Consider the following 26395-nt stretch of genomic DNA (forward strand, 5'->3'; position numbering starts at 1 on the left):
CCCGAGCGGGTGGCGGCCCGGTCCGGTGTCGAGCCGACGACGGGTCTGAGTAACCGCGACGCCGACGAGAGCGCCACGGCCTCACGACCGAACCGGCGGGACGGCTCGAACGGTGGCGACCGTACGGAAGTTCTTGAGCCGGCTGATCGCCCACCCGGTACAACACGCCGTTGATCACCTGTCGGTGATCTCGCCACCTGCCGCAACGCCCGTGATCGTCAGGGCGTTGACCAGGGCCTGGCGATGGTCGGCACTGATCGCTGAATACGGTCAGTGGCCGCAGACCCGGGTGATGACCGGGAGTATCCGATCTACCCGGCCCGGTCTCACACCGCCGAAGTGCCCTGTTCGTCCAGTTCGAACACCACATCCACAACCCCCTCGACCGCCCGCACCAGCCGCGCCGCCGCCGGTACCAGTGACTTGTCCCGGATCCGGCCGCCCAGGTGCACGACACCGTCGAGGACGTTGACCCGTACTGCCGAGCCGGGCCCCGGGAAGAGGTAGGCCACGACCTCGCGCCGAACCTCCTCCGCGATCTCTTCGTCGTCCCGCAGGAACACCTTCAGCAGGTCGACCCTGCTGACGACACCCTCCAGTCGTCCGTCCGTGTCGACCACGGGCAGGCGCTTGACCCTGGCCCGCGCCATGGTCCGGGCAGCCTGGGCGAGCGTGGCGTCGGCGGTGACGGTGAGCGCGGGACGGGTCATCAACTCGCCCGCGGTCAGCGAACCGGCCTTCACCATGTCGGACAGCCGGCGCAACTGCGTGTACCGGTCGGGGTCGCTGTCGCGGAACTCCTCCTTGTGCAGCAGATCGGCCTCGGAGACGACGCCGAGGACCCGGCCCGCGCCGTCCACCACGGGCAGGGCGCTGACCTCGCGCTCCTGCAGGGTCCGCACGATGTCCTTGAACGCGGCGTCGCTGCCGACGACAGCGACGTCGCTGGTCATCACGTCACGCACGATGTGCGGGGAACCGGGCACGATGACTCCTCCAACTCCTAGATCGGTTCGGTCCGCGGCGCCGAGGGCGGTCAGTGCAATGTCCCGCTGCCGTACGGCGCGTAAAGGTCCAGCAGCCGGATGCGGGCCGCCTGGAGGCGGTGGGCCACTACCTCGCCCACCCACCGGGCGATGCTCCGGCCGAACTCCGGGTCGCTCTGGCAGATCGCGCGAACGGCGACGGCGTCGAACTCGTACACCCGCAGCGGCGAGGCCGCCTCAGCGCCCAGATGCCAGACGTGCGGCGCGTACAGCCAGGACCAGCCGAGCAGTTCGTTGTGGCCGAGCGACTCGATGACGGCGGCCCGGCGGCCGGGCACGCGCATGTCGAGTTCCACCGTGCCGGTCCGGATGATCCAGAACCGGTCGGCCTTCCCGCCTTCCTCGAAGAGCCGGGCCCCCTGCGGGAAGGACACCTCGCGGGCGAGCCGCAGCAGCCGTTCCCGGTGCTCGGCAGGCAGCGCTCGAGGCATGCTCGTGGATGCGGGTGCGTTCATGGGGTGCCTCCAGGTCGTGCGTACGGAGCTGCCACCTCCAGCGTGGGCACATGCGACCGCCGGTGCCATGGGCCACCCGGCCCCAGGACCGGGCCACCCGGCGGCGGACAGGAGCCCTTCGGCACGCTGCGCGAACGGGCGGCCCGGCGTTCGATGGTGGCGAAGGGAGTGTCTTGGCACAGATGCCGGCAACAGAGGCGAGGAGAGGGGCGGAAATCATGCGCATCGTCGTCGCCCTCGGCGGCAACGCCCTGCTGCACCGCGGTGAACGCCCCGACGCGGACGTTCAGCGCACCAACGTCGTCCGCGTCGCCACCGCGATCGCCGCCCTGGCCCACGACCACGAACTCGTCGTCACGCACGGCAACGCACCACAGCTCGACCTCCTCGCCGCCCAGAGCACGGCGGACGCGGCCCTTACCGCGCCCTACCCGCTGGATCTGCTCGGCGCCCAGACGCAGGGCGTGATCGGCACCCTCCTGGCGCGCACCTTGCGCGACGTGCTGCCCGGACGCAGGGTCGCCACTCTCGTCACTCACACGCGGGTGGCCGTCGACGACCCCGCGTTCGAGCGCCCCACGTTGCTGGTCGGCCCGGTCTACCCCGAGAAGCCGGCCCGGTTCCTGGCGGGGAAGCACGGCTGGCACATGACCGTGTACCGGCACGGCTGGCGGCGCGCGGTACCCGCCCCGGCGCCCGAGCGGATCCTGGAGGCCGACACCGTTCGAGTGCTGCTGGAGACGGGGACCGTGGTGGTCTGCTCGGGCGGCGGCGGTGTCCCGGTCGTCGCTGACGAGGTCACCGGAGCCCTGCGCGGCATGGACGCGGTGGTGGACAAGGACCTGGCCGCGGCCCGACTGGCCGAGGACCTGAAGGCCGACTTCCTGCTCGTCCTCACCGACGTCCCGAACGTCTACGCCGACTACGGCACCCCCGACCAGCGGCCCGTCCTTGACACCACGCCCGCCGAACTGCGCGACGCCCGCTACGCGCAGGAGTCGATGGGCCCCAAGGCCGAGGCCGCCGCCCGGTTCGTCGAGAACACCGGCCAACTCGCCGCGATCGGCGCGCTGGACGCAGCGTACGAGATCGTGCACGGCCGTTCCGGGACCCTCGTGCGGCCCGATCTGCCGGTCGCCTGACACCCACCGACGCCGGTCACCGCTCCCGGGGGCGGCGAATTCGGAGCCGGCGGGGCCCGAGGAAGGGGCCGTTCAGCCCGACAGTCACGGACCTTCGGCATCCGGCGACGGCATGTCCGCGCCATGAGTAGTGGACGGCGTCGACAACGAATCCGTCCCGAGGGGGATGAGGACCATGGCAGTTCACGAACAACCGCACCGGCACCTGCGATTCCGCCTCCCGTCACTGCACAAGGCCGAGGCGGCGACCGACGCCGTGGCGACGAACGCCTATGTCTTCGCCGGGCTGCGTCTGCTGACCGGGTTCGTCTTCCTGTGGGCGTTCCTGGACAAGACGTTCGGCTTCGGGTACGCCACCCAGTCCGGCAAGGGCTGGATCGACGGCGGCTCGCCCACCGAGGGCTTCCTCAGCGGGGTTGCGGCGGGGCCGATGGAGTCGACCTTCCACGACTGGGCCGGGGACGCCTGGGCGGACTGGCTGTTCATGCTCGGCCTGCTCGGCATCGGCGTGGCGCTGGTCCTCGGCATCGGCCTCCGACTGACCGCGATCGCGGTCACGTTGATGATGGCGTTGATGTGGATCGCGGAGTGGCCGCCCGCCAAGCGCCTGTCCGATGGTTCGCCCAGCATGTTCACCAACCCGTTCGCCGAATACCACGTCGTGTACGCGGTCGTCCTGATCGCTCCGGCGGCCGTGGCCGCGGGCGCGGTCTGGGGGCTGGGCAAGGCCTGGGCGCCGCTTCCCGTCGTCGAACGCCACCCCTGGCTGCGGTGAATGGGAGGGGCCGTTGGGCCGGTCGGTCCACCGGCAGAGGACCAGCGACCCCTGCACCCGCGATGCCCCGAATCCGAAGCTGGACACAGAATCCCCGATCAGGAGGCAGAACCATGGACCGCACCGTTGTCGCAGGTCTCGACGGCTCGTCCGAAAGCCGGGCCGCGGCCGAGTGGGCGGCCCGCGAGGCGAAGCTGCGCGGCCTGCCGCTGAAGATCGTCCATGTCTCGGAGCCCGTCCCGGAGTCCATGGCCCAGGCCCCGCTGCTCGGCGCCGAGACCCAGCGGCACTGGAGCGAGCGGGTGCCCCGTGAGACCGCCGAGGGAATCCGGCTGCGCCACCCCGGCGTCGAGGTCACCACCGAGCACCTCACCGGTGGGGCCGCCGATGCCCTGACCAAGGCTGCGGCGGACGCGGAACTGCTGGTCCTCGGCTCACGCGGACTCAGCGGCATCGGCGGGTTCATGGTCGGCTCCGTCGGCCTCTCCGTCGTGGCGCAGGCCGAGCGGCCGGTCGTGCTGGTCCGCGCCGGCGAACAGGCCGCCGACGAGCACGAGCCGGACCCCGTGGGCATCCCGTCGGCCGCCACCCCCTACCGGCCCGTCGTCCTCGGCATCGACGCGGCGAGCCCCGACGACTCGGTGATCGAGTTCGCCTTCGAGGAGGCTGCCCGCCGCAAGACCGGTCTGCGGGTGATCCACGGCTGGAACCTGCCCCCGTACTTCGTCTACGGCCTCTCCGCCGATGCCCAGTTGCACGACGAGATCGGCCGGCAACAGGCCGCCGTCCTGGCGGACGCACTGCGGCCCTGGCGCCGGAAGCACCCGAACGTCGAGGTCACCGAGAAGACCCCGTCCGGCAGCCCCGGCATCCGGCTGGTGGATGCCTCCCACGAGGCCTCGCTGGTCGTCGTCGGCCGCCGCATCCGCCGCAGTCCGCTCGGCGCCCACATCGGACCTGTCACGCACACCGTCCTGCACCACGCCGCGGCTCCCGTCGCGGTCGTCGCCCACAACTGACCACCATCCCTCAGGAGTTGACCCCATGAAGGCAGCGGTTGTCCGAGCCTTCGGCGAGCCCCTGGTCATCGAGGACCGGCCGGATCCCGAGCCCGGTCCCGGTCAGGTACGCATCCGCGTCGAAGCATCCGGACTGTGCCACACCGACATCCACGCCGCCCACGGCGACTGGCCCGTCAAGCCCAGCCCACCCTTCGTGCCCGGTCACGAAGGAGTCGGCCTCGTCGAGGAGCTCGGCGACGGCGTCACCCACCTCAGCGTCGGCCAGCGGGTCGCCGTGCCTTGGCTCGGCAAGGCGTGCGGGCGGTGCGAGCACTGCCTGTCCGGCTGGGAGACGCTGTGCGAGCGGCAGATCAACACCGGCTACGGCTGCGACGGCGGTCATGCCGAGAAGATGCTGGCCTTCGCCGACTTCGCGCAGCCGGTGCCGCAGGGCGTCAGCGCCGTCGACGCCGCGCCACTGACCTGCGCCGGCGTGACCACGTACAAGGCGCTCAAGGTCGCCGACGTCAGGCCGGCCCAGATGGTGGCGATCTCGGGCGTCGGCGGGCTCGGTCACCTGGCGGTGCAGTACGCCAAGATCGCGGGTGCCACGGTGGCGGCGATCGACGTCACGGACGACAAGCTCGACCTCGCCGCCGAACTGGGTGCGGACCTCGTGATCGACGCACGCAAGCACAATGTCGGGGAGGTGCTGAAGCAGCACGGCGGTGCCCACGCGGCGATAGCCCTGGCAGTGAACGAAGGCGCCTTCTCGGCTGTCAACGCCGGGCTGCGGCGCGGCGGCAAGCTGGTCATGGTGGCGCTGCCCGCGCACGGTACCGTCCAGGTCCCGATCTTCGACACCGTCCTGAACGGCACCTCGGTGATCGGCTCGATCGTCGGCACTCGCCAGGACCTCGCCGAGGTCTTCCAACTGCATGCGGCCGGCCGTACGAGGGTCGTCAGCGAGACCCGGCCGCTCGACTCCGTCAACGAGTCCATCGACGACGTGCTGCGGGGCCAGGTCAAGGCGCGGATCGTCTTCGATCTCGGCGCGGGGAGGTGAACGTCGTGAAGCTGCCTCTGGTCGTCGGTGTCGACGGATCCGAGCCGAGCCTGCGCGCCACGGACTGGGCGTCCGACGAGGCCGCGCTGCGTGGAGTGCCGCTCGAGGTGGTGTACGCCTGCCTGTGGGAGCGGTACGAGGGAGCGGCGCTGGCCGAGGACCTCGGTCGGCCCTCCGCGCAGGTGCTGCCCCAGGAGATCACCGGCGCCGCCGTCCGGCGCGCCCGTTCCCGGCACCCGGACCTGAAGGTGACCGCCGATGTGGTGTTCGAAGAGCCCGGAGACGCCCTGGTGCGGGCGAGCCGGAACGCCTCGGCGCTGGTTGTCGGCAATCGCGGCCGCAGCGGCCTCGCCGAAGTGTTGCTGGGCTCCGTGAGCCTGACGATTGCCGCACATGCCCATTGCCCGGTGGTCGTGCTGCGTGGCAGCCACGACAACCAGGTGATGCCCCCGCTCCATGGACGCATCGTCGTGGCCGTCGGAGAGAACGCCGAGAGCTCGGCGGTCGTGCGGTTCGCCCACGAGGAGGCGCGGCGCCGCGGAGTTCCCCTGGAAGCCGTACGGGCCTGGCGGTGCCCCGTGCACGAGACCACCGACCACCCCTTGTTGGCCGACGCCCCCGCCCGTCTCCATGCGCAGCACGCCGAGGAGACCCTGACGGAGGCCCTTCGGGACGCTCCGCCGGATCTGGAACTGCACCGCCGTACCGTGGAGGGCCACGCCCGCCGCGTGCTGGTGGACGCCTCGTACGACGCCGACCTCCTGATCGTCGGCGCCAGGCGTCGCACCGGTCATCACGGGCTCCAGCTCGGCCGCGTCGCCCATGCGGCGCTGCACCACTCCGCCTGCCCGGTCGCCGTCGTACCGCACCAGGCGTGACCGCCCTGCCTGGCACGGAGGCCGCCCGTGCGGTCCGGGACATGGCTGTGCAGACCGCACGGCAGGCGCCGGTTGCCGGCCGACCCGTTTGACGGTGCCGCCCCTGCCTGCTGCCGCCCCTCAGATGACGACGAGGCGGGCACCTCTGCGAGCGTCCCTTGCATCGGGGCGCAGCAGTTCCTTCTCGTACGTCCTGGCCGGGTCCTTGTCGGGCGGGCTGGGAAAGCCTGAGATCCGGCCTTCTTTTGAGGGCCGACCGGCCCACCCACACCGCCCGGACAGCCCATGGGGCCGGCGTCCTTCCCGCTGGATGCTCTAAGTGCCGGGGAACACCGAGGGAGACCGAGGAGACCGCGATGACGGACGACACACTCAGTCGGCGCACGGTCCACGCCCTGCTCGCGGACGGCACCACGGTGTGCATCCGTCCGGCGCGGCGGGACGACCACGACCAGGTGCAGGGGCTGTACGAGGAAATGTCTCCGGAGAACCTGCGCCTGAGGTTCTTCGCCGCCAGCCGACGTTCCGCCGAGATGGCCGCCGACCGGGCCTGCGCCGAGCCGGGCCCAGGGCACCGGGTGCTGCTGGCCGAGACCGGTGGTCGGGTGATCGGCCTCGCCGAGTACGACAGTGGCGGGACGGGAGACACGGCGGAGATCTCCATCGCCGTCGCCGACGGACTGCACCACCGGGGCGTCGGCACCCTGCTCATCGAGCACCTGGTCTCCGGCGCCCGCGCGGAGGGCATCACCGGCTTCACGGCTGACGCGCTCAGCGAGAACCATGAGGTGCTCAAGCTCTTCGCCGACCTCGGCCTGCGCACGACCCGCCGCTTCGAGGGCCCCGAGGTGCGCTGCTCCATCTCCCTCGACCAGAGCGACACCTACCTGACGGCCGTCGAGGAACGCGGCCGCGCCGCCGACGTCGCCAGCCTCGAACCGCTGCTGCGGCCGCGCACGGTCGCCGTCGTCGGGGCCGGACGAAAGCCGGGCTCGGTGGGCCGGGCGATCCTGCACCAACTGCACGCGGGCCGCTACACCGGACGGCTGTTCGCGGTGAACCCCCGTGCCGACTCGATCCTCGGAGTGCCATGCCACTCGTCGGTCGGCGCCCTGCCCAAAACCCCCGAACTCGTGGTTCTTGCCGTACCCGCCGCCGCGATCCCCGGCACCGCCGAGGAATGCGGGAAGGCTGGCGTAAGGGCGCTTCTCGTCGTCACCGCAGGTCTGGACGCCGACCAGGCGCGCGCCCTGCTGGCGGCCTGCCGCTCCTACGGCATGCGGCTAGTCGGCCCCAACTGCCTCGGCATCTCCCATACCGACCCGGAACTGCACCTGGACGCCACCTTCGCCGCCGGCCACCCGCGGTCCGGCACCGCGGGAGTGGCCGTGCAGTCCGGCGGCGTCGGTATCGCGCTGCTCGACGGGCTGTCCCGGCTCGGCATCGGCGTCTCGTCATTCGTCTCGCTCGGCGACAAGTACGACGTCAGCGGCAATGACATGCTCCAGTGGTGGGAGAGCGACGGCCGAACCGACCTCGCCGTGCTGCACCTGGAGTCCTTCGGCAACCCGCGCGGCTTCTCCCGCACTGCCCGCCGCGTCACCCGCCGGATGCCGGTCCTGACCGTCGACGCCGGACGCACCGAGGCAGGCCGACGCGCCGCCGCCTCGCACACCGCGGCCGCCGCGACCCGCACCATGACCCGGGGCGCCCTGTTCACCCAGGCCGGCATCACCGCCACGCGCTCCTGCGGCGAACTCCTCGAAGCCGCCGCTCTGCTGCATACCCAGCCCCTGCCTGCCGGTCCCCGCGTCGCCATCGTCACCAACGCCGGGGGAGCGGGTGTCCTCGCCGCCGACGCCTGTGCCGAGGCGGGGCTGGAGCTTCCGGCGCCCGGCCCCGAGCTGATCGACGACCTGCTCGCCGTCCTGCCCGTGGGCGCCACCGTCGCCAACCCTGTCGACGCCACGGCCGCCGTGACGGAGGAGCAGCTCAGTGACTGTGTGGACCGGGTCATGCGAAACGGCGGTGTCGACGCCGTCCTTGTGGCCCTGGTCCCCACAGCGGTCGCCGCGGCGACGGGCGACGACCTCGTCCGTGCCCTTACCTTCCCCGAGTCTCGAATGGACTCAACCGAGGAGACCCGCATGCCCGGACGACGGCCCAAGCCGATCCTTGCCGTCCGGCTCGAACAGGCCCTGCCGGTCGAACTGCTGCCCGCCGCTGAGGACACCGCCATCCCCGCCTACGCCGAACCCCAGGCGGCGGCCCGTGCGCTCGCCCATGCGGCCCGCCGCACCGCATGGCTCGCCCGGCCCGCCGGGACGGTTCCCGAGCTCGACGGCGTCGAGACGGAGCGCGCCCACGCCGTCGTCGACGCCTATCTCGACCGGCACCCGGATGGCGGCTGGCTCGACCCGCGGGCATGCGCCGAACTCCTGGGCTGCTACGGCATTCCTCAGATGGCATGGGCCTGGGCGGGCACCGAGGTGGACGCCGTCCTCGCCGCCGAGCGACTGCGCGGCGCCGACGGCCGCGTCGTGATGAAGGGCCACTGGCCCGGCCTGGTGCACAAGACCGCCGAGCACGCCGTCCACCTCGACCTGCACGGGGACTCCCAGGTCCGTGCAGCCTTCCGTGACTTGGAGACCAGGTTCGCCGGCCTGCTGGAAGGCGTGGTGATCCAGCCGCTGGCCGAGCGCGGCACCGAGCTGTTCGCCGGAGTCGTCCAGGACCAGGTCTTCGGGCCACTCGTCCTGTTCGGCCTCGGCGGTACCGCGACGGAGGTGCTCGCCGACCACGCCGCACGGCTGGCCCCGCTCACCGACCACGACGTCCACGACCTGATCACGGCCCCACGCTGCGCCCCGCTGCTGCTCGGCGCCAACGGGGCCCGACCGGTCGACCTCCAGGGCCTCGAACAACTGCTGCTGCGACTGTCCCGCATGGCGAGCGACCTGCCGCAACTGGCCGAGGCCGACTTCAACCCCGTTCTCGCGACACCGGGCCGAGTCACCGTGCTCGATGCGCGCGTACGCCTGCTGCCCCGCAGGCCCCAGGACCCGTATCTGCGCCGACTTCGCTGAGGAGGGACAACCATGAAGCACAACAAGGTCGGCTCCGTGATGACCACGGAGGTCGTCCGCGCCGAGTACGGCACCCCGTTCAAGGAAGTGGCACGACTGCTCGGGGACCACCGCATCAGCGGACTGCCAGTTGTCGACGACGACGAGAAGGTCATCGGCGTCATCTCCGAGACCGATCTGATGGTCCGGCAGGCCCAGACGCCCGACCCGTACGAGCCGAAGAAGCGCTTCCGCTTCGACCGGCTGACCCGGGCCGGCCGGGAGCGGGCCGTGAAGGCGCGGGCCCGCACCGCCGGTCATCTGATGACACAGCCACCGGTCACGGCGCATGCCGACGACACCATCGTCGAGGCCGCCCGGACCATGGCGCAGCACCACATCGAACGGCTTCCCGTCCTCGACGAGGAGCACCGGCTCGTCGGCATCGTGACCCGCCGCGACCTGCTCCAGGTCTTCCTCCGGCCGGACGCGGACATCCGCGCCGAGGTGGTCGACGAAGTGCTGGTACGGGCGCTGTGGCTGCTGCCGCGCAGCATCGCCGTCTCCGTCACCGAGGGGGTGGTCACCCTCATGGGCCAGATGGAGCGCAAGAGCGAGACGGAGATCGCCGTCTCCATGACCCGGCAGATCGACGGCGTGGTCGCGGTCGTCGACAAGCTCACCTACCGGCTGGACGACTCACACCTCCGGCCCGGTGAGCAGGAGCTGCACGGCATCGCCGACGACTGGCTGCGCAAGCTGTGAACAAGTGAAAGGAGGCGGAGCGCCATGACGACCAAGGTGCTGGTTGCCTACGGGACGACGAACGGATCGACCGCGCAAATCGCCGAGGCCGTGGCCGAGGTCATGCGAAAGGAGGGCCTCACCGCCGAGGTGCTGCCGGCCGGTTCCGTCGCCCGTGTCGACCTCTACGACGCCGTCGTGGTCGGCGGCGGACTGTACGCCGGACGCTGGCACAAGGACGCCCGCCGGTTCCTCCGCCGGCACCGCCGCGAGCTGGCGGGGCGCCCGCTGTGGCTGTTCAGCAGCGGTCCGTTGGACCCCTCGGCGTCGGAGCGGGAGATCCCGCCCGTGGCGGGCCTGAAGCGGGCCATGTCGCGACTCGACGCGAACGGACACGTCACCTTCGGCGGCTGTCTGCAGGAGGGTGCCAAGGGGTGGGTCGCACGGATGATCATCAAGAACGGAAAGGGCGGCGACTTCCGGGACTTCGCCCGGATCGAGGACTGGGCGCGGACGGTCGCCGACGAGTTGGTGGTCAAGGGCTGAGCCGGGCCTCGCGGGTCAGGAGGGTTCCCGAAGGGGGCAGCACCATGTCCGTACGAGAGTCCCGGCAGCGCGTCCAGCGTGCGTCCCGGTCGTGCTGCCCTCCACCTGGCCCGCGCCGCCTCCCTGGCACCGTCACCGCACAACAGCCAGCCGTGGCTCTTCGTCGAGGAGGGGCACGACCACGGCTTCGAGTTGCACATGCACGGCGGGCGGCGGATGATCCTGACCGACCCAGGTGGCCGGGAAGCCGTTATCGCCTGCGGGGCGGCCCTGTTCAACGTGCGGATCGCCGTATGCCTGCTGGGCTTCCAGCCAGCCGTCGAGTTCCTGCCGGAGTCCGGGAACCCCCGACCGTTCCGGCACCGTCACCCTCGACCTCGGCCGAGGCGGGCTCGGGCAGGCCACCCGCCGGCCGCGTCTGAAGGACGGACAGGTCACCTTGCACCTGATGACCGCCGAGACACTCGGCAGCCCCGCGCCGGCCCGGCTCGTCGACCGGATCCAGGACGGGCTGACGCACCGTACCGCTGTCGAACATCCCTCGGGGTTGAAGGCCACCGGCCTCGACGTCACAAGTACCGGGCTGGACCGAGGTCCGACCGGGCTGCCGGAAAGGACGAGCACCTGATGCCCCGCCGTGCGGATCCCAGGAGCGTTCGTCAGCAGATCCGCGGCAACTGCTCCCCGAGCGGCATCTCCACGATCCGCCGGGCACCCACCAGCGTGCGCAGCGTCACTCTCCCCGCGGGGCCGTCCGCCGGCACCTCGCCGATGCGCACCGCTCCCGCGCCCTCGCTCGACGACCGCATCGCCTCCAGGGCGCTCGCGGCCGCGTCGGCGGCCACGAAGGCGACAAGACAGCCCTCGTTGGCGACGACCAGCGGGTCCAGCCCGAGCAGATCGCAGGCCGAGGCGACCGGTTCGGGCACCGGCACCGCGCCCTCCTCGATCTCGACGGCCACGGACGAGTCACGGGCGATTTCGTTGAGGGCCGCCGCGAGCCCGCCGCGCGTCGGGTCGCGCAGCACATGGACATCGGCGCCGAACGGCACCAGGGCGCTCACCAGGCGGTGCAGGGGCCGAGTGTCGGAGGCGATGTCGCTCTCGAAGCCGAGGCGTTCACGGGTGCTGAGCACGGTCGTCCCGTGCAGTCCGACCGGCCCGGACAGCAGGACCGCGTCGCCGGGGCGGGCCAGCGCGGCGGATGGATGGAGCGAACCGTGCCGCTGCCCGATGCCGGTGGTGTTGATGAACAGTTTGTCGGCGGCACCGCGCCCCACGACCTTGGTGTCCCCGGTGACCACGGGCACTCCCGCGTCCTGCGCGGCTTTCCCCAACGAGGCCAGGACAGTGCGGAGTTCGGCCAACGGCAATCCCTCCTCGATGATGAGGGACACTGACAGCGCGAGAGGCCAGGCGCCCCGCATGGCGAGATCGTTTACCGTTCCGTGGACAGCGAGGGACCCGATGTCGCCGCCGGGGAAGAACAGCGGGCTGACGACGAAACTGTCGGTGCTGATCACCAGTTCGCGGTAGCCGGGCAGCAGCGCCGCGTCCTCCATAGGGCCCGGGGCGCCGTCCAGGACGGGCAGGATCACTCGGTCGAGGAGTTCGGCGGTGAGGCGCCCGCCGGCTCCGTGGCCGAGCAGGACGACCTCGTCGTCGTGGTGGGGGGTGGGGCATTGCATGGTCATGCCGTGCTCCTCGCGCGAGTGCGTCCGGCCGCGTGGAAGGCGGCACAGGTCCCCTCGGACGACACCATGGGCGCGCCGAGGGGATGACGGGGCGTGCAGCGGGTGCCGTACGCCGTGCAGTCGGTGGGCAGTTTGGCCCCGGTGAGGACAGCTCCGGCAATGCACTCGGCGTCCTCGACCGGACACAGCCCGGTCACGTCGAAGCGCAAGGAGGCATCGAACCGCCTGTACTTCTCGGCCAGTTCCAGCCCGCTGCCGGGCAGCGCCCCGATGCCTCGCCAGGCCCGGTCGGTCACCTCGAACACCTCACGGACAGCGTCCTGCGCCTCGGTGTTGCCCGAGCGCCGCACGGCCCGCACGTACTGGTTCTCCACCTCGTACCGCCCCGACTCCATCTGCCGTACGGCCATCAGGATGCCCTCCAGCAGGTCCAGCGGCTCGAACCCGGTGACCACGATCGGCACCCGGTACTCGGCGGCGATCGGTTCGTACTCCCGCCAGCCCATCACCGCGCACACATGCCCGGCCGCGAGGAAGGCCTGCACCTCGCAGTCCGGGTCGTCCAGCAGTGCGGTCATGGCGGGCGGTACGAGGACATGGCTGACCAGCATCGAGAAGTTCGTCAGCCCGAGGCGGGCCGCGTGCAGCACGGCCGTCGCGTTGGCCGGCGCGGTCGTCTCGAAGCCGACCGCGAGGAAGACGACCTCCTTGTCGGGATGCTCGGCGGCCAGGCGTACGGCGTCCATCGGGGCGTAGACCACACGTACGTCCGCTCCCCGCGCCCGCAGTGACAGCAGGTCGGTGTCGGTGCCGGGCACGCGCAGCATGTCGCCGAAGCTGGTGAGGATCACGCCGGGCCGGGCGGCGACGGCCATGGCCCGGTCCAGGGTCTCCAACGGGGTGACGCAGACCGGGCAGCCGGGGCCGTGGATCATCCGCATCCCGGCGGGCAGCAGCTCGTCGATGCCCTGGCGGACGAGGGTGTGGGTCTGTCCGCCGCACACCTCCATGATCCGCCAGGGGCGCGTGGCGGTCTGCCGCAGCTCGTCCAGCAGGCGCCGGGCGAGGACGGGATCGCGGTACTCGTCGAGGTACTTCATCGGTCGTGCCGGCCCTTCATCGGTGGCTCAGATCCAACTGGACGTCGATGACTCCCTCAATGGCTCGCACGGCCCGGGCGACCACCGGGACGAGCCCGCGCTCGGGCATCGAACCGGTCAGCGTGACCACGCCCTCGGTGACCGAGACGCCCAGCGCGGTGGTGACCGGGAGAAGGCCCAGCACGCTGCCACGGATCTCGTCGGCGATCTCCTCGTCGGACCGCAGGAACACCTTCAGCAGATCGCTGCGGCTGACAACGCCCTGGAGCAGGCCGACGCCGTCCACGACCGGAAGCCGCTTGACATGCCGACGAGCCATGATGCGGGCCGCCTCGGCCAGCGAGGCGTCCGCGTGCACGGTCACCGCAGGGGCGCTCATCAGCTCGCCCGCGGTCAGTGCGCTCGCCTTGAGCCGCTCCCCGGCATCGCTCCCGATCTCGTTGCTGTTGCGGAACTCCTCCTTGGGCAGCAGATCGGCCTCGGAGACCACCCCGACGACTCGCCCCTCGCCGGCCAGCACCGGCAAGGCGCTGACCTTCCACTGGTCGAGCAGCTCGACGATCTCCTTGAAGGACGCCTCGCTGCCGACGGCGATGACGGTCTGCGTCATCACATCGCTCACGGTGTACGGAGATTCAGACATCACAGACTCCCGCATGTCTCGTCAGGTGCGGACGACCGTCAGGTCGAGGAAGTGGGTGGAGCAGGAGATGCACGGGTCGTGATTGCGGATCGCCCGCTCGCACAGGGCTGTCAGTTCGCCGTCGTCGGGGTCGCCGTCACCGATGGCCCGCTGGGTCAGCCGCCGCAGGTCGTCCTCGATCGCGCCCTGGTTCTGCGCCGTGGGCGGCACCAGCAGCGCGCTGGTCACGAGACCTTCGGCGTCGAGTTCATAGCGGTGGTAGAGCAGCCCCCGGGGGGCCTCAGTGGCACCGTGCCCGATGCCCGCGACCGGGGGCACCTCCGTGTACGGGCGTGGGGGTGGCTCGTAGGACTCGATGATCCGCAGCGCCTCGCCGACGGCGTACACCGTCTCCACCGCCCGCACCAGGATCGACCGGAAGGGATTGCGGCACACGGCCCCCGCACGTGGATCGCCGAGCCCCGCCTCCACTGCCGCCTGCAGTGCCACCGACGACAGCCGCGGGCCACTGATCGCGAACCGGGCGAGGGAACCGGTGAGATGGAGCCGCCCGTCGAGCCGGGAGTGCAGCGCCGTGGAGTGCGGCACATGCGACTCGGTGACGCGCTCGGTGAAGTCCCGCACCGGGAAGGAACCCGTGGTCCCGTCGGCCCGCAGGACGGTCGGCGTCCCGCTCTCGATGGCGTACGTGTCCGGCTCGGCCAGCGCCAGCAGATCGGCCTCGACCCGGGCGTCCGGGAACTCGAATCCGGCGACCCAGCGCACGGTGTTCCATGCGTCGTCGAGTGCCTGCTTCAATTCCTCGGCGACCGGACGGAGTTCATCGCGGGTAGGCACCCGGTGGAAGCCGCCGAGGCGGACGTTCACGGGATGCACGGCCCGGCCGCCGAGCAGCTCCATCAGCGAGTTGCCCGCCTTCTTCAGCCGGAGCCCCCTCTCGACCTCGGGCCGGTGCGTGCGGGCCAGCTCGATCGCGCTCGCCCGGCCCAGGAAGTCCGGGGCGTGCAGCAGGTAGATGTGCAGGGCCTGGCTCTCGATCCACTCCCCGCAGTACAGCAACCGGCGCAGATCACGGATCGCCGGATGAACCGTGACCCCGCACGCGTCCTCGATCGCCGCGCACGCACTCATCTGGTACGCCACCGGGCAGATCCCGCACACCCGCGCCGTGATGTCCGGCGGCTCGGTGTACGAACGCCCGCGCAAGAACGCCTCGAAGAACCGCGGCGGCTCATAGATCTCCAGCCGCGCCTCGGTGACCGTGCCGTCATGGACGTGCAGGTGCAGTGCGCCCTCACCCTCGACCCGCGACAGCGAGCCGACGTGCAACAGACGGGAACCACGGTGCGTCACCTGGCCGACTCCTTCTCGATCTTCTCGAACGCGGCGGCGTTGAAGGTGTGCAGGAACCGCTCCACGTCGTCTTCGTCGAGGCCGTCGCGGCGCAGCACCGGTATCAGCGCGGGCAGGTTCACCGACCCGGACGGGCCGAAGCAGCCGAAGCAGCCCCGGTTGTACGCCGGGCACAACGCCCCGCACCCGGCGTGCGTGACCGGGCCCAGGCAGGGGGTGCCGTGGGCGACGGTGACGCAGACGGTGCCGCGCCGCTTGCACTCGAAGCACACGCTGTGATCGGGAATGTCCGGCTTGCGGTCGGCGAGGAACGCGGTGATCACCTCGATGAGCTGGCGCTTGTCGATCGGGCAGCCGCGCAGCTCGAAGTCGACGTCCACATGCGCCGAGACGGGTGTGGAGGTGGCCAAGGTGTCGACGTACTCCGGGTGCGCGTAGACCACGCGCCGGTATTCGTCGACGTCCGCGAAGTTCCTGAGTGCCTGGATGCCCCCTGCGGTCGCGCAGGCTCCGATGGTCACCAGGTGGCGCGAGGCCGCCCGGATCGCGCGGACCCGCTCGGCGTCCTCGGCCGTGGTGACGGAGCCCTCGACCAGGGACAGGTCGTACGGGCCGGGCTGCACCGCGCTGGACGCCTCCAGGAAGTGCGCGATCTCCACCTCGCCCGCCAGCGCCAGGAGTTCGTCCTCGCAGTCCAGCAGGGTGAGCTGGCAGCCGTCACAAGAAGCCAGCTTGAACACGGCGAGTGCGGGTGGCATCTCACAACTCCCTTACCGACAGCAGCGGTTCGGCGCGGCCCCAGTCCACTACGGGGCCCACCTGGCACAGCAGCAGAGGGCCGAGCTGGCAGTGCCCGCAGTGCCCTGTCCCGCAGCGCATGTTCCGCTCCAGCGAGACGCGGATACGGTCGCGGGGGACACCACGCTGGGCGAGTTCGCGTGCGGTGGCCCGGATCATGGGTTCCGGTCCGCACACGAACGCCCAGGTGCCGTCCGGCTCGAAGTGCGCGCGCCCCAGCAACTGGGTGACCACGCCGACGTCCCCGCGCCAGTCCGGAGCGGGCTGGTCGACCGTCATCCCGGTGAATGCCGCGGCCCAGCTCTCCACCTCCCCCCGGGCGATCAGGTCGTTCGGAGTGCGCGCCCCGATCAGGACGTTGACGCGGCGGAATGCCTCGGGTTCGGCCAGCGCGCTCAGAATGAGCGGCCGCAGTGGGGCGAGACCGATGCCGCCGGCCACGACCAGCACGTCGCTGCCGCGCGCCCGCTCCAGTTGCCAGCTCGTGCCGTACGGACCACGCAGCCCGACGACATCGCCGACCCGCACCGAGCAAAGCCCGTCGGAGACCGCGCCCACCGAGCGGATCGTATGGGCCAGACCACCCGTGGCCTGGACGGAACTCACCGAGACGGGGATCTCGCCGCGGCCGAAGGAGTGCACCATCGCGAACTGTCCCGGTGCGAAGTCGGGCAGTGGCGCGCCGACCGGTTCCAGTCGCAGCGTGACCGTGTCCATGGTCTCCGGCCGGCGGGCGACCACGCGATACGGGACCGGCACGGCGGTCATCGCGCTTCCTTCGTCTCGTAGATCCCGTACAGGTCGACCAGCCGGGCACGGGCCGCGTTCAGCCGGTGCGCCAGCACCCGGCCCACCCAGTGCTCGACGGCACGCCCGAACTCGGGGTCGTTCAGGCACATCAGGCGTACGGCGACGGCGTCGAACTCGTAGGCGCGCAGCGAGGTCAGGGTCTCGGCGCCCAACTGCCAGACGTACGGCTCGAACAGCCAGGACCAGCCGACGAGGTCGCCGACGCCGAGCGTCTCGATGACCGGCGGCCGGCGGCCGGGCACGTGCATGTCGAGCGCGGCCGTCCCGTCCCGGATGATCCAGAAGCGTTTGGCGTGGCCGCCCTCCTCGAACAGACGGGTGCCCGGCTGGAAGCGGACCTCACGGCCGACACGGAGCAGCCGCTCGCGGTGCTCGGCGGGCAGCGCGTGATTCATGCGCAGGGCTATCGAGGGAGGCATCAGTCCGTCTCCGTTCCGGGAGCCACCTGTGCAGCGCGCTCGGCGTCCAGGGCGGCGACTTCCTCCGTGATGTCGATGCCGACCGGGCACCAGACGATGCAGCGCCCGCAGCCGACGCATCCGGTCGTGTCGAACTGGTCGTGCCAGGTGGACAGCTTGTGGGTGAGCCACTGCCGGTAGCGGCCGCGGGGCGAGGAGCGGACCGGGCCGCCGTGCAGATAGGAGAAGTCCAGGTCGAAGCAGGAATCCCAGCGCTGCCAGCGCTCGGTGTGATCACCGGTGAGGTCGGTGACCTCCTCGGTCGTGGTGCAGAAGCAGGTCGGGCAGACCATGGTGCAGTTGCCGCAGGTCAGACAGCGGGCGGCGACGTCGTCCCAACGCTCGGCGTCGAGGCTCGCGCCCATGAGGTCGCGCAGGTCCACCGGTGGCAGGGCGCGGCCCATGCGGTCCCGGGCGGCGTCCACGGTGGCGCGGGCCGTGGCTTCGGTGTCCGGGTCGGCGGTCCGGTGCGGCACCTGGTGCAGCAGTTCGGCACCCTCCGTGCTGCCGACGCGTACGAGGAAGCGGTGACCGTCCTCGTCGATCACCTCGGTGAGCGCCAGGTCGTATCCGGGGTCGGCTGCTGGGCCCCCTCCCGTGGAGATGCAGAAGCAGGTGGCGCCGGGTTCGGTGCACTCCGCGGCGATCAGAAACGCCTTGGCGCGGCGCTTCCCGTACCCGGAGTCTTCGTGCCGCCCACCGGTCAGCACGCGGTCCTGGATCGCGATGGCCCGCAGATCACAGGGGCGGACGCCGAGAAAGGCGTACGACGGCGGCTCCGGCTCGTGCGGGGTGTAGCGGACGTGCCCTTCCGGCGTCCGGTCGGCGCTCCACAGCTTCTCCCGCGCGGGATGCAGATAGGACTTCCAGGACTGCGGCCCCGAGCTGTGCGCGAAGGCGGCCCCGTCCTCGCGGCGGACCAGCCGGTAGCGCCCGGCGTCCAGCTCCACGCCCCAGCCGTAGGGGAGCGCGTTCGCCGAGGTCAGCTCGGCCAGCACGATCGCGCCGTCCCGCACGGTCGGCCCGACGACGGTCCGGCCCGCCGCCACCAGCGCCGCGACCAGGGCGTTCAGGCCGTCCCGGTCGAGCACGGCCGGGGCTGCGGTGGCGGTCATGACGGTCCTCCTTGTCCGGGCGGCTCCGTTCTCGTCCATCATCAGGTTCCGACTGCGAGGGGTGCCTGCGGGAGGGGCCGACCGGCCCTGGTCCGGAGCCGACCGGATCTCTCGACGCCGGGAAGCATCGCGCCGCCAGGGTGGCGTGGCCGTATCCGTATGCGGCTCCGCCGTGCGGGCACGACCAGCCACATACGACCTGCCGTGCACGACGCACGGACCACCCTGTCCAAGGTCCGGCCAGCCCGACGGAGCGCTACGGCAGCGGCTCACCCAGCTCACCCTCGACCGCGCCCGCCATCGCCCGCAGCACGTCGAGCGTCCGCTGTGCCTCGGCCTCGTCGACCTGGGTGATCGCGAAGCCGACGTGCACGATGACGTACGACCCGACGCCCGCCTCGGGCGTGCAGCTCAGGCAGACCTCGCGTCGGATACCGCCGAAGTCGACCGTCGCCATGCGCAGTCCGGCGTCGTCGTGGATCTCCAGGATCCGTCCGGGGATGCCCAGGCACATACGCGTTCACCCCTCCCAGGCCAGCCGCGCGGCCGCGACCGCGGCCTGGCCGTAGCTGATGCCGCCGTCCCCGACCGGGACCTGGCCTCCGACCAGCACCCGCAGCCCCTGCGCGTGCAGCCGCCGCTTCACCTCGGTCAGCAGTCGCCGGTTGACGAAGCAGCCGCCGCCCAGGCACACCGTGCGCGGCGCGCCCTCGGCCACGGCCCGCTCGACGAGTTCGGCGGTGACGATCGCCAGCGTCTGATGGAAGGCCGCCGCGAGCCGTGCCACCGGCTCCCCGTCCATCTGCCGCAGCAGCAGATCGGCCAGGGTCGGCGCGGAGTCGTACACCCACAGACCCTGCACCCGTACCACCCGATGGGCGAGAGGCACGGCATGCTCGTCCCCCGCGGTCGCCTCCAGCCGGACGGCCGCCTCGCCCTCGTAGGTCACCTGGCCGGCGAGGCCGAGCAGCGCGGCGGCGGTGTCGAAGAGCCGGCCGGCGCTCGACGCGCGCGGGCAGTTGACGTTCCGCGCGATCATGGCGCGCAGGGTGGCGACCTCTGCCGGGTCGAGCCGGTCGGTGAACGGCCGAACGAGCCACGGATACGGGCGCGGGCAGCCCAGAGCCTCGCCGCCGAGCAGGTGGCCCAGGGCGGTGCGGGAGGGATGGCGTACCGCCGCGTCGCCGCCGGGCAGAGGCGCCGTGGCGAACCTGCCCACGCGGCGGTAGCCGCTCAGATCGGCGACGAGGACCTCGCCGCCCCACAGCGTGCCGTCGTCGCCCAGTCCCAGCCCGTCGTAGGCGACCCCGAGGAACCGGCCCCGCACCCCGTGCTCGGCCGCGACGGCAGCCACGTGTGCGTGGTGGTGCTGCACCGGAATCCGGCGAAGCGGCTGCGCCTTGGCCCATTGGGTGGAGAGGTAGCCGGGGTGCAGGTCATGGGCCACGACCTGCGGCTCGATGCCCGTGAGTGCCTTGAGGTGTGCGTACGACGCCGTGAACGCCTCGTACGTCGGCTGGTCGGCCAGGTCCCCGGTGTGCGGCCCGATATGGGCCCGGCCATCGGCGGCCAGGGCGAACGTGTGCTTCAGATGGGCCCCCGCCCCCACGACATGCTGCCGTACCGGCAGCGGCAGCGGGGCGGGAGCGAGACCACGCGCCCGGCGCACGGTGATCCGGGTCCGTCCGGTGAACTGCACCACGGAGTCGTCGTACCGGGACCGGATGGGCCGGTCGTGGGTGAGGAAGCCGTCCGCCACGATGGCGAGAGCGTCCCGTGCCTCCTCGTCGTCGATGGCGATCGGCTCGTCGCTGAGGTTGCCGCTGGTGACCACGAGCGGCCGGGCGAGCTCGTCGAGGAGGAGGGCGTGCAGACCGGTGGTGGGCAGGAACAGGCCGACCCGGGTCAGGCCGGGGTGGACTTCGGGAGCGAGGGGAGCCGTTCGCCCAAGCGATCGGCGCCGCCCGAGCAACACGACGGGCCGCTCCGGAGAAGCCAGTGCCTGGCGCTCGCCCGCGCTGATCTGCGTCAGCCGCGCGGCCGTCTCGACATCGCGCACCATCACCGCGAACGGCTTTGCCGGACGGCGCTTACGGCGCCGCAGCTCCGCCACGGCTGCCGCATCGCCCGCGTCGCACACGAGCTGATAGCCGCCCAGCCCCTTCAGCGCGACGATTCCGCCCGTGCCGATCGTCCGCACCGCAGCCCGCAGCGCCTGCTCACCACGCATCTCCTCCCAGGCCAACCGGGGCCCGCACACGGGGCAGGCGACGGGTTCGGCGTGGAAGCGCCGGTCGCCGGGGTCGGCGTACTCGGCCGCGCAGGCGGCACACAAGGGGAAGCGGCGCATCGTCGTGCGGACCCGGTCGTACGGCAGGTCCTCGATGATCGTGGCGCGCGGGCCGCAGTCGGTGCAGTTGATGAACGGGTAGCGGTAGCGGCGGTCGTGGGGATCGCGCAGTTCGCTCAGGCAGGCGTCGCAGATCGCCGCGTCCGGCGGGATCTCGCGGGGTGCCGTGTCCGAGTCGCCAGGGGTGCTGTGCCGTACCTGGAAGCCGGTGGCGTAGGGCACCTGCCGCCGGCCACCGGTCAGCCGGACGCGGCGCACCCGGGCGAGGGCCGGGGCGCCGGTGGCCAGCCGGGCAGCGAACTCCTCGATCGCGCGCATCGGTCCGGCGACCTCGCCCTCCACATGTCCGTTGACGTTGGCCACCCAGCCGTCCAGGCCGAGCTCCGCCGCGGTGCGGTAGACGAAGGGCCGGAAGCCGACGCCTTGCACGATGCCTTCGACGTGGAAGCGCCGTGCAGTCATGTCGACCTCCCGCTTGTGGGGTCCCCGTGGCGGGTGATCTCCGCCTCGACGGCCTTGACGAGGGGTTCCACCGCCTGTGCGACGGCGGGAGACAGACCGATGCCGAAGTCGCTCTCGGCGCCCTCCACGGCGTACACGATCAACTCCTCGGGCAGCAGGCCCAGCACCCGTGACAGCTCCACGGCCTCGCCGAGGCCCAGCCCGTGGGAACTCGTGGTCGCAGGCTGTGCGAGGACCCCGGCATCGAGTGCCAGGCGGTGCACGCGGCCGGGGGTGCCCGGGTGGGCGTGGGCCGCGTCGACGACCACGGCGAGGTGGGCGCCCTCCCACAGGTCGATCAGCCGACCGGGTTCGCCGTCGCAGGTCGTCAGGTCGGTGTCCGGCGGCAATGGCCGGCCCTCGGCCCGTTCGCGCAGGCGGGCGAGCACGGCCCAGCCCACGCCGTCGTCGCGCCGGAACTCGTTTCCGACGCCGATGACGGCGATCCGACCGGGGCTCCTCATGTCTTCACGGTGGGCTGTTGTCGCCGTACGCCGCATGGGCCGAACGACCCAATCCACAGGGCCGAACATCCCTGACAGATGTTCTTGCCCATCGGCGCCGAGCCTGTGGTCCGTCGCACGGCTACACCGGCACGACTGCGACCGGGCAACGGGTGTGCGGCAGCAGCGCGAGTGCCGTACGGCCGGAGCGGCGGCCGACCACCACCAAGCCGGAGTTCCCGGCCGCGTGGGCGAGCGCCACTTCCGGGGCGAGCAGGACGACGTCCTCCAGAACGTCGACCTCGGGATGCTTTCCGCGCCACGGCCGAAGCGCGTCCGACAACCGCTGCACCTCGTCGTCCTCCCAGGTCGCGCGATCCTCCTCCAGGACTGGGAGGGGCCGCTCCGCCGCCTGCACGGGCAGCGTCCAGGCGTGCACGGCGTGGAGCCGTACGTCACGCAGCCGGGCCGTGTCGAAGGCGAGGCCTACGGCGCCGCTCGCGGGGCTGCGGGCGTCGATACCGAGGGTCACGCCGTCGGCGCCGCCGGGCGGTCCCTCGCCCGCGAGGGTGCCGGGGACCAGCACCACCGGCCGTTTGCACACCCGGACCAGGGCGTCGGCGGTCGAGCCCACGGCGATACGGGGATGACTGGCCTCGCCGCGCAGGCCGAGCACCAGTAGTTCCGCATCCTGGGCCATCGTGCGCAGGACCGCCACCGCAGCTCCGGTGAGGTTCAGGCCCTGAGCCCGCAATGCCGGATGCCGGTCGGTGAGTTCGGCGACCACACGGTCCGCCACCGCCTCAGGACGGTGCGGCCACCGTTCGCCTGAATCCGGACCGTCCGGCGGCGACACATGGACCACCCGCAGGGACAAGCCACGCGACAGCGCCTCGCGTGCGGCCCAGTCGGCCGCGGCACGGCTGCGTGCGGAGCGGTCGACGCCAGTGATGATCTCTCGTTCCATGTTGTGCCGCCTTCCGCGCAGAGGGGATTCGATCCCCAGGCCGGTCCAGCATCGCCACGAAACCGCCCGGAACGCACGGGGCCGAACGGGCCGGGTCGGAGCCTTGGTGGCCCATGTCCGCCTGCATGGCAGGGCGGGACGCTGGCATCGAGGAACGGACACAGCACAGGAGGTGTGCGCCATGCTTCTGGCCGTCATCGCCGCAGTCGACGGATCCGCCGAGAGTCTCGCCGCCGCCGAGTGGGCTGCCCGCGAGGCGGTGCGCCGGGACCGGCCGCTGCGTCTGGTGCATGCCTGGAACTGGCACCCCCGCCAGGGAGCCGGCGAGCCTGCCACGGCAGCCCAGCGGTATCTGGGCCGTCGTGCGCTGCGTCAGGCCGAGGACCGCATCCGTCGTACGTGCCCCGGCGTCAAACTCGACGACGAACAGATGGAGGGACCCGCGACCACCGCTCTTCTCCAGGCCGCCGAACAGGCCGACCTGATGGTCCTCGGCTCACGCGGCCTCAGTGGCTTCACCGGGTTCCTGGTCGGTTCGGTCGCCTTGGGCGTGGTGGCACGCGCCACCCGGCCGGTCGTTCTCGTCCGGGCGGGCGAGGAGGGGGCGGACGAGCACCTTTCGGCCGACGACCGCAGCCCGTCCACCCGCACCGGTCACCGGGACGTCGTCCTGGCCATCGACCTCGCGTCCCCCTGCGACGAGGTGATCGAGTTCGCCTTCGAGGCTGCCCGGCTGCGCGGCGCGCGCCTGCGTGTCGTGCACGCCTGGCAGGAACCGTCCCCGCTGGGGCTCGGCCCCGGCGACATCGGACTGGTGAACGGCCCGGAACAGGCCGACGAATGGCTCGGCTTCCTCACTGCCGTCCTGCAGGGGTGGCGGGACAAGTACCCCGAGGTCGAGGTCGCCGAGACCGTGACCGAGGGCCGCGCTCAGTCGGTACTGGTCCGCGCTGCCACCGGGGCGAGCCTCCTGGTGGTCGGCCGTCGCATGACGGAACGCCTGACGGGTCCTCGCACCGGACCCGTCACCCACGCCGCGATCCATCACGTCGGCTGTCCCGTGGCTGTCGTCCCCCACGAGTGAGAGGGCCGGTCGGTGCGTCCTTGAGGTCCGGACGGCCTCGTGCGGGACGGGGGCCGGTGCGCCGACGCTGAGGCCGTGCCGGCCAGGCCGGGGCGCTCGGGAACGCGCCGGGCGGGCCCGGCCGGTGGAGGTTGAGGCGTGGGAGGCGGACAGACGTGGGGTGGGGCCGGATGGGGTGCCGTCGGCTGGTCATCGGGACATACGTCACCGATCCCGGTGAGGGCTCACCTGTACGGCGGCCCGTCCGTGCGTGAGATCACGCGACCGGTTCATTCGGCTCCTGCCCCCCCCACATTGCTCGGTGGCCGTGATTTCGTGCCCGAACGGAAGGACCTGACTGTGGAGGCATCGACGACGACAAGGGTCGGGCGGACAGCCTCCGGGCAGGAACACTCCCGGGGGCTGCCCGATGCCCACGCCCTGCCTCCCGAGCAGGTCGCGGCCCGCCTCCGCGTGGACCCGACCGTCGGCCTCAGCACTCGGGAGACCGCCGAGCGCGCGACGGTCCACGGGCCGAACCTGCCCGCGGGTGACGGGAGCTGAGCTGGACCGGATGGCGGAGGATCAACCCGCCGCGCGAGGCGACGACATCGGGGTGTTCGCCCGCGTCGCCCCCGAAGCACAAGGTCACGATCGTCCGAGCCTTGTCCAGCCGCGGACACATCGTCGCGATGACCGGTGACGGCGGCAACGACGCCGCCGCCCTGCGGGCCGCCCACATCGGCGTGGCCATGGGCGTCACCGGCACGGACGTGGCGAAGGAAGGCCGCCGACATGGTTCTCACCGACGACGACTTCTCCACCGTCGTGCGCGCGGTCCACGAGGGCCGCTGCATCTACGACAACATCGTCAAGTTCGTACGCTTCCAGCTTGCCACCAACGTCGGAGCGATCCTCACCCTGCTGGGAGCGTCCCTTGCCGGACTGCCCGCCCCGCTCACGGCGGTCCAACTCCTGTGGATCAACATCATCATGGACGGGCGCCCGCCATGGCGCTGGCCGTGGACCCCGCCCGCGACGACGCGATGCGCCGGCCACCGCGCGACCCGGCCGAACGCATCCTCGGGGCCCGCCGCCTGGCCGCCATCGCCCGGGCCGGGGCGGTGATGGCCGCGGGCACGGTGACCCTGCTGGCCCTGGCCCGCCCGCAGGTGGGCGCGGATGCCGCGTTGACCATGGCGTTCACCACGTTCGTCCTGTTCCAACTGTTCAACGCTCTGGTCGCCCGCGCGGGCGACGGTTCCGTTCTGGGCCGCCACCAGTTCCGCAATCGGACCCTGTGGCTGTGCCTTGCGGGCGTGCTCGCCGTGCAGGTTGCCGCCGTCCAACTGCCTTGGGCCCGAACGGTCTTCGGCACCGTTGCGCTGACGGCAGGTCGGTGGGGCGGTCTGCCTGGCCACCGCGTCCAGCGTGCTCCTCGCCGAACTGGCTTTTCATGCCGTGCACTCGGTGTGGCGCGGGCGGCGGGCCGGTTCCCGGCAGGGGAGCCAGGTTTGTCTTCCAGGGTCCTGAGTCCACCGCCGAGCGACACTGGAGCTTGAAATACCGAACCACTCGGTTTAGTTTTTAGGAAGTGGCGGGACACGCGAGTCCCGGCGTCGCAATCGCCTGGAAAGGTCTCATTCTCATGCGCTACGCAGTCCTCGGCACCGGCGTCGTAGGGCGGACGATCGCCGCCAAGCTGGCCTCCGTCGGCCATCACGTGGTCATCGGCACCCGCGACCCCGAGGCCACCCTGTCCCGCACCGAGCCCGACGGTTACGGCAACCCGCCGTTCTCGCAGTGGCTGGCCGCACACGAGGCGGTCCGTCTGGAGTCCTTCGCCGACGCGGCCTCCTGGGGGGAGACGGTGGTGAACACGACCGCGGGAGCCGGAAGCCTGCAGGCCCTGGAATCCGCAGGGGCGGCGAACCTGGCGGGCAAGGTGCTCATCGACATCGCCAACCCGCTCGACTTCTCCGCCGGTCTGCCGCCCACGCTGACCCCGGTCAACACCGACAGCCTGGGCGAGCAGATCCAGCGAGCCTTCCCGGAGGCGAACGTGGTCAAGACCCTCAACACCATGAGCAGCCAGGTCATGGTCGCCCCGGCGCGGGTCGCCGGTGAGCACACGGTGTTCGTCTCAGGTGATGACAGCGGTGCGAAGAAGGCTGTCACGGAGCTCCTGCTCTCCTTCGGTTGGCCCGAGAGCAGCGTGCTCGACCTGGGAGGCATCGAGACCGCCCGCGGCACCGAGATGCTCCTGCCGATCTGGCTCCGGCTGTGGGGCAGGCTTGGGCACGCCGACTTCAACTTCCACGTCACCGGCGCCCACGGCGGTGCCTGACCCCGGCGTCGTGGCATCCGAAGTATCCATACCGG

General features: G+C 71.6%; 29 protein-coding genes. 14 read left to right on the forward strand and 15 right to left on the reverse strand.

Annotation, left to right across the window (positions count from 1 at the left end; all coding sequences use genetic code 11):
• Positions 1-326: 326 nt before the first annotated feature.
• The gene (locus ACZ69Q_RS10885) at positions 327-986 is read right to left on the reverse strand and encodes a CBS domain-containing protein (RefSeq protein ID WP_471039635.1); all 660 of its coding nucleotides are present in this window, start codon (positions 984-986) and stop codon (positions 327-329) included.
• 50 nt (positions 987-1036) lie between these two features.
• Entirely contained in the window at positions 1037-1501 is a 465-nt protein-coding gene (locus ACZ69Q_RS10890) for a cyclic nucleotide-binding domain-containing protein (RefSeq protein WP_471039637.1), read from the reverse strand.
• A gap of 218 nt (positions 1502-1719) precedes the next feature.
• Between ACZ69Q_RS10890 and ACZ69Q_RS10895 the strand changes: the two genes are divergently transcribed.
• The 8 genes from ACZ69Q_RS10895 to ACZ69Q_RS10930 all read left to right on the forward strand — a co-directional run bounded on the left by ACZ69Q_RS10895 (position 1720) and on the right by ACZ69Q_RS10930 (position 10718).
• Positions 1720-2643: a carbamate kinase gene (locus tag ACZ69Q_RS10895; RefSeq protein ID WP_471039640.1), complete on the forward strand. Its 924-nt coding sequence runs from the start codon at positions 1720-1722 to the stop codon at positions 2641-2643.
• Between the two features lie 175 nt (positions 2644-2818).
• Positions 2819-3418 (forward strand): hypothetical protein, encoded by a 600-nt coding sequence (locus tag ACZ69Q_RS10900; protein WP_471039642.1) that lies wholly within the window; start codon positions 2819-2821, stop codon positions 3416-3418.
• A 113-nt stretch (positions 3419-3531) separates the two neighbouring features.
• Positions 3532-4437: a universal stress protein gene (locus ACZ69Q_RS10905; RefSeq protein ID WP_471039645.1), complete on the forward strand. Its 906-nt coding sequence runs from the start codon at positions 3532-3534 to the stop codon at positions 4435-4437.
• 25 nt (positions 4438-4462) lie between these two features.
• Entirely contained in the window at positions 4463-5485 is a 1023-nt protein-coding gene (locus ACZ69Q_RS10910) for a zinc-dependent alcohol dehydrogenase (protein WP_471039648.1), read from the forward strand.
• 5 nt (positions 5486-5490) lie between these two features.
• The gene (locus ACZ69Q_RS10915) at positions 5491-6363 is read left to right on the forward strand and encodes a universal stress protein (RefSeq protein ID WP_471039651.1); all 873 of its coding nucleotides are present in this window, start codon (positions 5491-5493) and stop codon (positions 6361-6363) included.
• A 356-nt stretch (positions 6364-6719) separates the two neighbouring features.
• Entirely contained in the window at positions 6720-9449 is a 2730-nt protein-coding gene (locus ACZ69Q_RS10920; RefSeq protein WP_471039653.1) for a bifunctional acetate--CoA ligase family protein/GNAT family N-acetyltransferase, read from the forward strand.
• 12 nt (positions 9450-9461) lie between these two features.
• Positions 9462-10193 (forward strand): CBS domain-containing protein, encoded by a 732-nt coding sequence (locus tag ACZ69Q_RS10925; RefSeq protein ID WP_471039655.1) that lies wholly within the window; start codon positions 9462-9464, stop codon positions 10191-10193.
• Between the two features lie 24 nt (positions 10194-10217).
• On the forward strand, positions 10218-10718 hold the full coding sequence (locus tag ACZ69Q_RS10930; protein ID WP_471039657.1) for a flavodoxin domain-containing protein: 501 nt from the start codon (positions 10218-10220) through the stop codon (positions 10716-10718).
• Between the two features lie 132 nt (positions 10719-10850).
• Here the strand turns inward: ACZ69Q_RS10930 and ACZ69Q_RS10935 are convergent, their stop codons facing one another.
• Positions 10851-11087: a hypothetical protein gene (locus ACZ69Q_RS10935; RefSeq protein ID WP_471039659.1), complete on the reverse strand. Its 237-nt coding sequence runs from the start codon at positions 11085-11087 to the stop codon at positions 10851-10853.
• Between the two features lie 79 nt (positions 11088-11166).
• On the opposite strand from ACZ69Q_RS10935, the gene ACZ69Q_RS10940 reads away from it, so the two are divergent.
• Positions 11167-11346, forward strand: a complete 180-nt coding sequence (locus tag ACZ69Q_RS10940; RefSeq protein WP_471039661.1) for a hypothetical protein — start codon at positions 11167-11169, stop codon at positions 11344-11346.
• A 31-nt stretch (positions 11347-11377) separates the two neighbouring features.
• Here the strand turns inward: ACZ69Q_RS10940 and hypE are convergent, their stop codons facing one another.
• The 12 genes from hypE to ACZ69Q_RS11000 all read right to left on the reverse strand — a co-directional run bounded on the left by hypE (position 11378) and on the right by ACZ69Q_RS11000 (position 22950).
• Complete coding sequence (hypE, locus tag ACZ69Q_RS10945; protein ID WP_471039663.1) at positions 11378-12412, reverse strand: hydrogenase expression/formation protein HypE; 1035 nt, start codon at positions 12410-12412, stop codon at positions 11378-11380.
• Positions 12409-13512 carry a hydrogenase formation protein HypD gene (gene hypD, locus ACZ69Q_RS10950; protein ID WP_471039665.1) on the reverse strand — a complete coding sequence of 368 codons (1104 nt, stop codon included), beginning with the start codon at positions 13510-13512 and terminating at the stop codon, positions 12409-12411. Before hypD ends, hypE begins: the two co-directional genes overlap by 4 nt.
• Positions 13513-13528: 16 nt before the next feature.
• Positions 13529-14155 (reverse strand): CBS domain-containing protein, encoded by a 627-nt coding sequence (locus ACZ69Q_RS10955; RefSeq protein WP_471039668.1) that lies wholly within the window; start codon positions 14153-14155, stop codon positions 13529-13531.
• Between the two features lie 21 nt (positions 14156-14176).
• A complete protein-coding gene (locus ACZ69Q_RS10960; protein ID WP_471039673.1) occupies positions 14177-15508 on the reverse strand; it encodes a Ni/Fe hydrogenase subunit alpha in 1332 nt (443 codons plus the stop codon).
• Complete coding sequence (locus ACZ69Q_RS10965) at positions 15505-16266, reverse strand: NADH-quinone oxidoreductase subunit B family protein (protein WP_471039678.1); 762 nt, start codon at positions 16264-16266, stop codon at positions 15505-15507. The genes ACZ69Q_RS10960 and ACZ69Q_RS10965 overlap by 4 nt, the downstream gene beginning before the upstream one ends.
• Position 16267: 1 nt before the next feature.
• A complete protein-coding gene (locus ACZ69Q_RS10970; protein WP_471039683.1) occupies positions 16268-17074 on the reverse strand; it encodes an FAD/NAD(P)-binding protein in 807 nt (268 codons plus the stop codon).
• Entirely contained in the window at positions 17071-17535 is a 465-nt protein-coding gene (locus tag ACZ69Q_RS10975; protein ID WP_471039685.1) for a Crp/Fnr family transcriptional regulator, read from the reverse strand. Before ACZ69Q_RS10975 ends, ACZ69Q_RS10970 begins: the two co-directional genes overlap by 4 nt.
• Positions 17535-18689, reverse strand: a complete 1155-nt coding sequence (locus ACZ69Q_RS10980; protein WP_471039687.1) for a 4Fe-4S dicluster domain-containing protein — start codon at positions 18687-18689, stop codon at positions 17535-17537. The genes ACZ69Q_RS10975 and ACZ69Q_RS10980 overlap by 1 nt, the downstream gene beginning before the upstream one ends.
• A 256-nt stretch (positions 18690-18945) precedes the next feature.
• Complete coding sequence (locus tag ACZ69Q_RS10985) at positions 18946-19203, reverse strand: HypC/HybG/HupF family hydrogenase formation chaperone (RefSeq protein ID WP_471039688.1); 258 nt, start codon at positions 19201-19203, stop codon at positions 18946-18948.
• Between the two features lie 6 nt (positions 19204-19209).
• Positions 19210-21501: a carbamoyltransferase HypF gene (gene hypF / locus ACZ69Q_RS10990; RefSeq protein WP_471039691.1), complete on the reverse strand. Its 2292-nt coding sequence runs from the start codon at positions 21499-21501 to the stop codon at positions 19210-19212.
• A complete protein-coding gene (locus ACZ69Q_RS10995) occupies positions 21498-22004 on the reverse strand; it encodes a hydrogenase maturation protease (protein WP_471039693.1) in 507 nt (168 codons plus the stop codon). The genes hypF and ACZ69Q_RS10995 overlap by 4 nt, the downstream gene beginning before the upstream one ends.
• Before the next feature lie 121 nt (positions 22005-22125).
• Positions 22126-22950, reverse strand: a complete 825-nt coding sequence (locus ACZ69Q_RS11000) for a universal stress protein (RefSeq protein WP_471039696.1) — start codon at positions 22948-22950, stop codon at positions 22126-22128.
• Positions 22951-23131: 181 nt separating this feature from the next.
• Here ACZ69Q_RS11000 and ACZ69Q_RS11005 point away from each other — a divergent pair, with 181 nt between their 5' ends.
• From ACZ69Q_RS11005 to ACZ69Q_RS11025, 5 genes are all read left to right on the forward strand, one after another.
• Positions 23132-24034 carry a universal stress protein gene (locus tag ACZ69Q_RS11005; RefSeq protein ID WP_471039699.1) on the forward strand — a complete coding sequence of 301 codons (903 nt, stop codon included), beginning with the start codon at positions 23132-23134 and terminating at the stop codon, positions 24032-24034.
• Between the two features lie 315 nt (positions 24035-24349).
• Positions 24350-24577, forward strand: coding sequence for a cation-transporting P-type ATPase (locus tag ACZ69Q_RS11010; protein ID WP_471039702.1), 228 nt, complete (start codon positions 24350-24352; stop codon positions 24575-24577).
• 231 nt (positions 24578-24808) lie between these two features.
• Positions 24809-25141: a hypothetical protein gene (locus ACZ69Q_RS11015; protein ID WP_471039705.1), complete on the forward strand. Its 333-nt coding sequence runs from the start codon at positions 24809-24811 to the stop codon at positions 25139-25141.
• A complete protein-coding gene (locus ACZ69Q_RS11020) occupies positions 25024-25575 on the forward strand; it encodes a cation transporting ATPase C-terminal domain-containing protein (protein WP_471039707.1) in 552 nt (183 codons plus the stop codon). Before ACZ69Q_RS11015 ends, ACZ69Q_RS11020 begins: the two co-directional genes overlap by 118 nt.
• 86 nt (positions 25576-25661) lie before the next feature.
• The gene (locus ACZ69Q_RS11025) at positions 25662-26360 is read left to right on the forward strand and encodes an NADPH-dependent F420 reductase (protein WP_471039709.1); all 699 of its coding nucleotides are present in this window, start codon (positions 25662-25664) and stop codon (positions 26358-26360) included.
• Positions 26361-26395 lie beyond the last annotated feature (35 nt).

Source organism: Streptomyces sp. NPDC036764 (assembly GCF_055609385.1).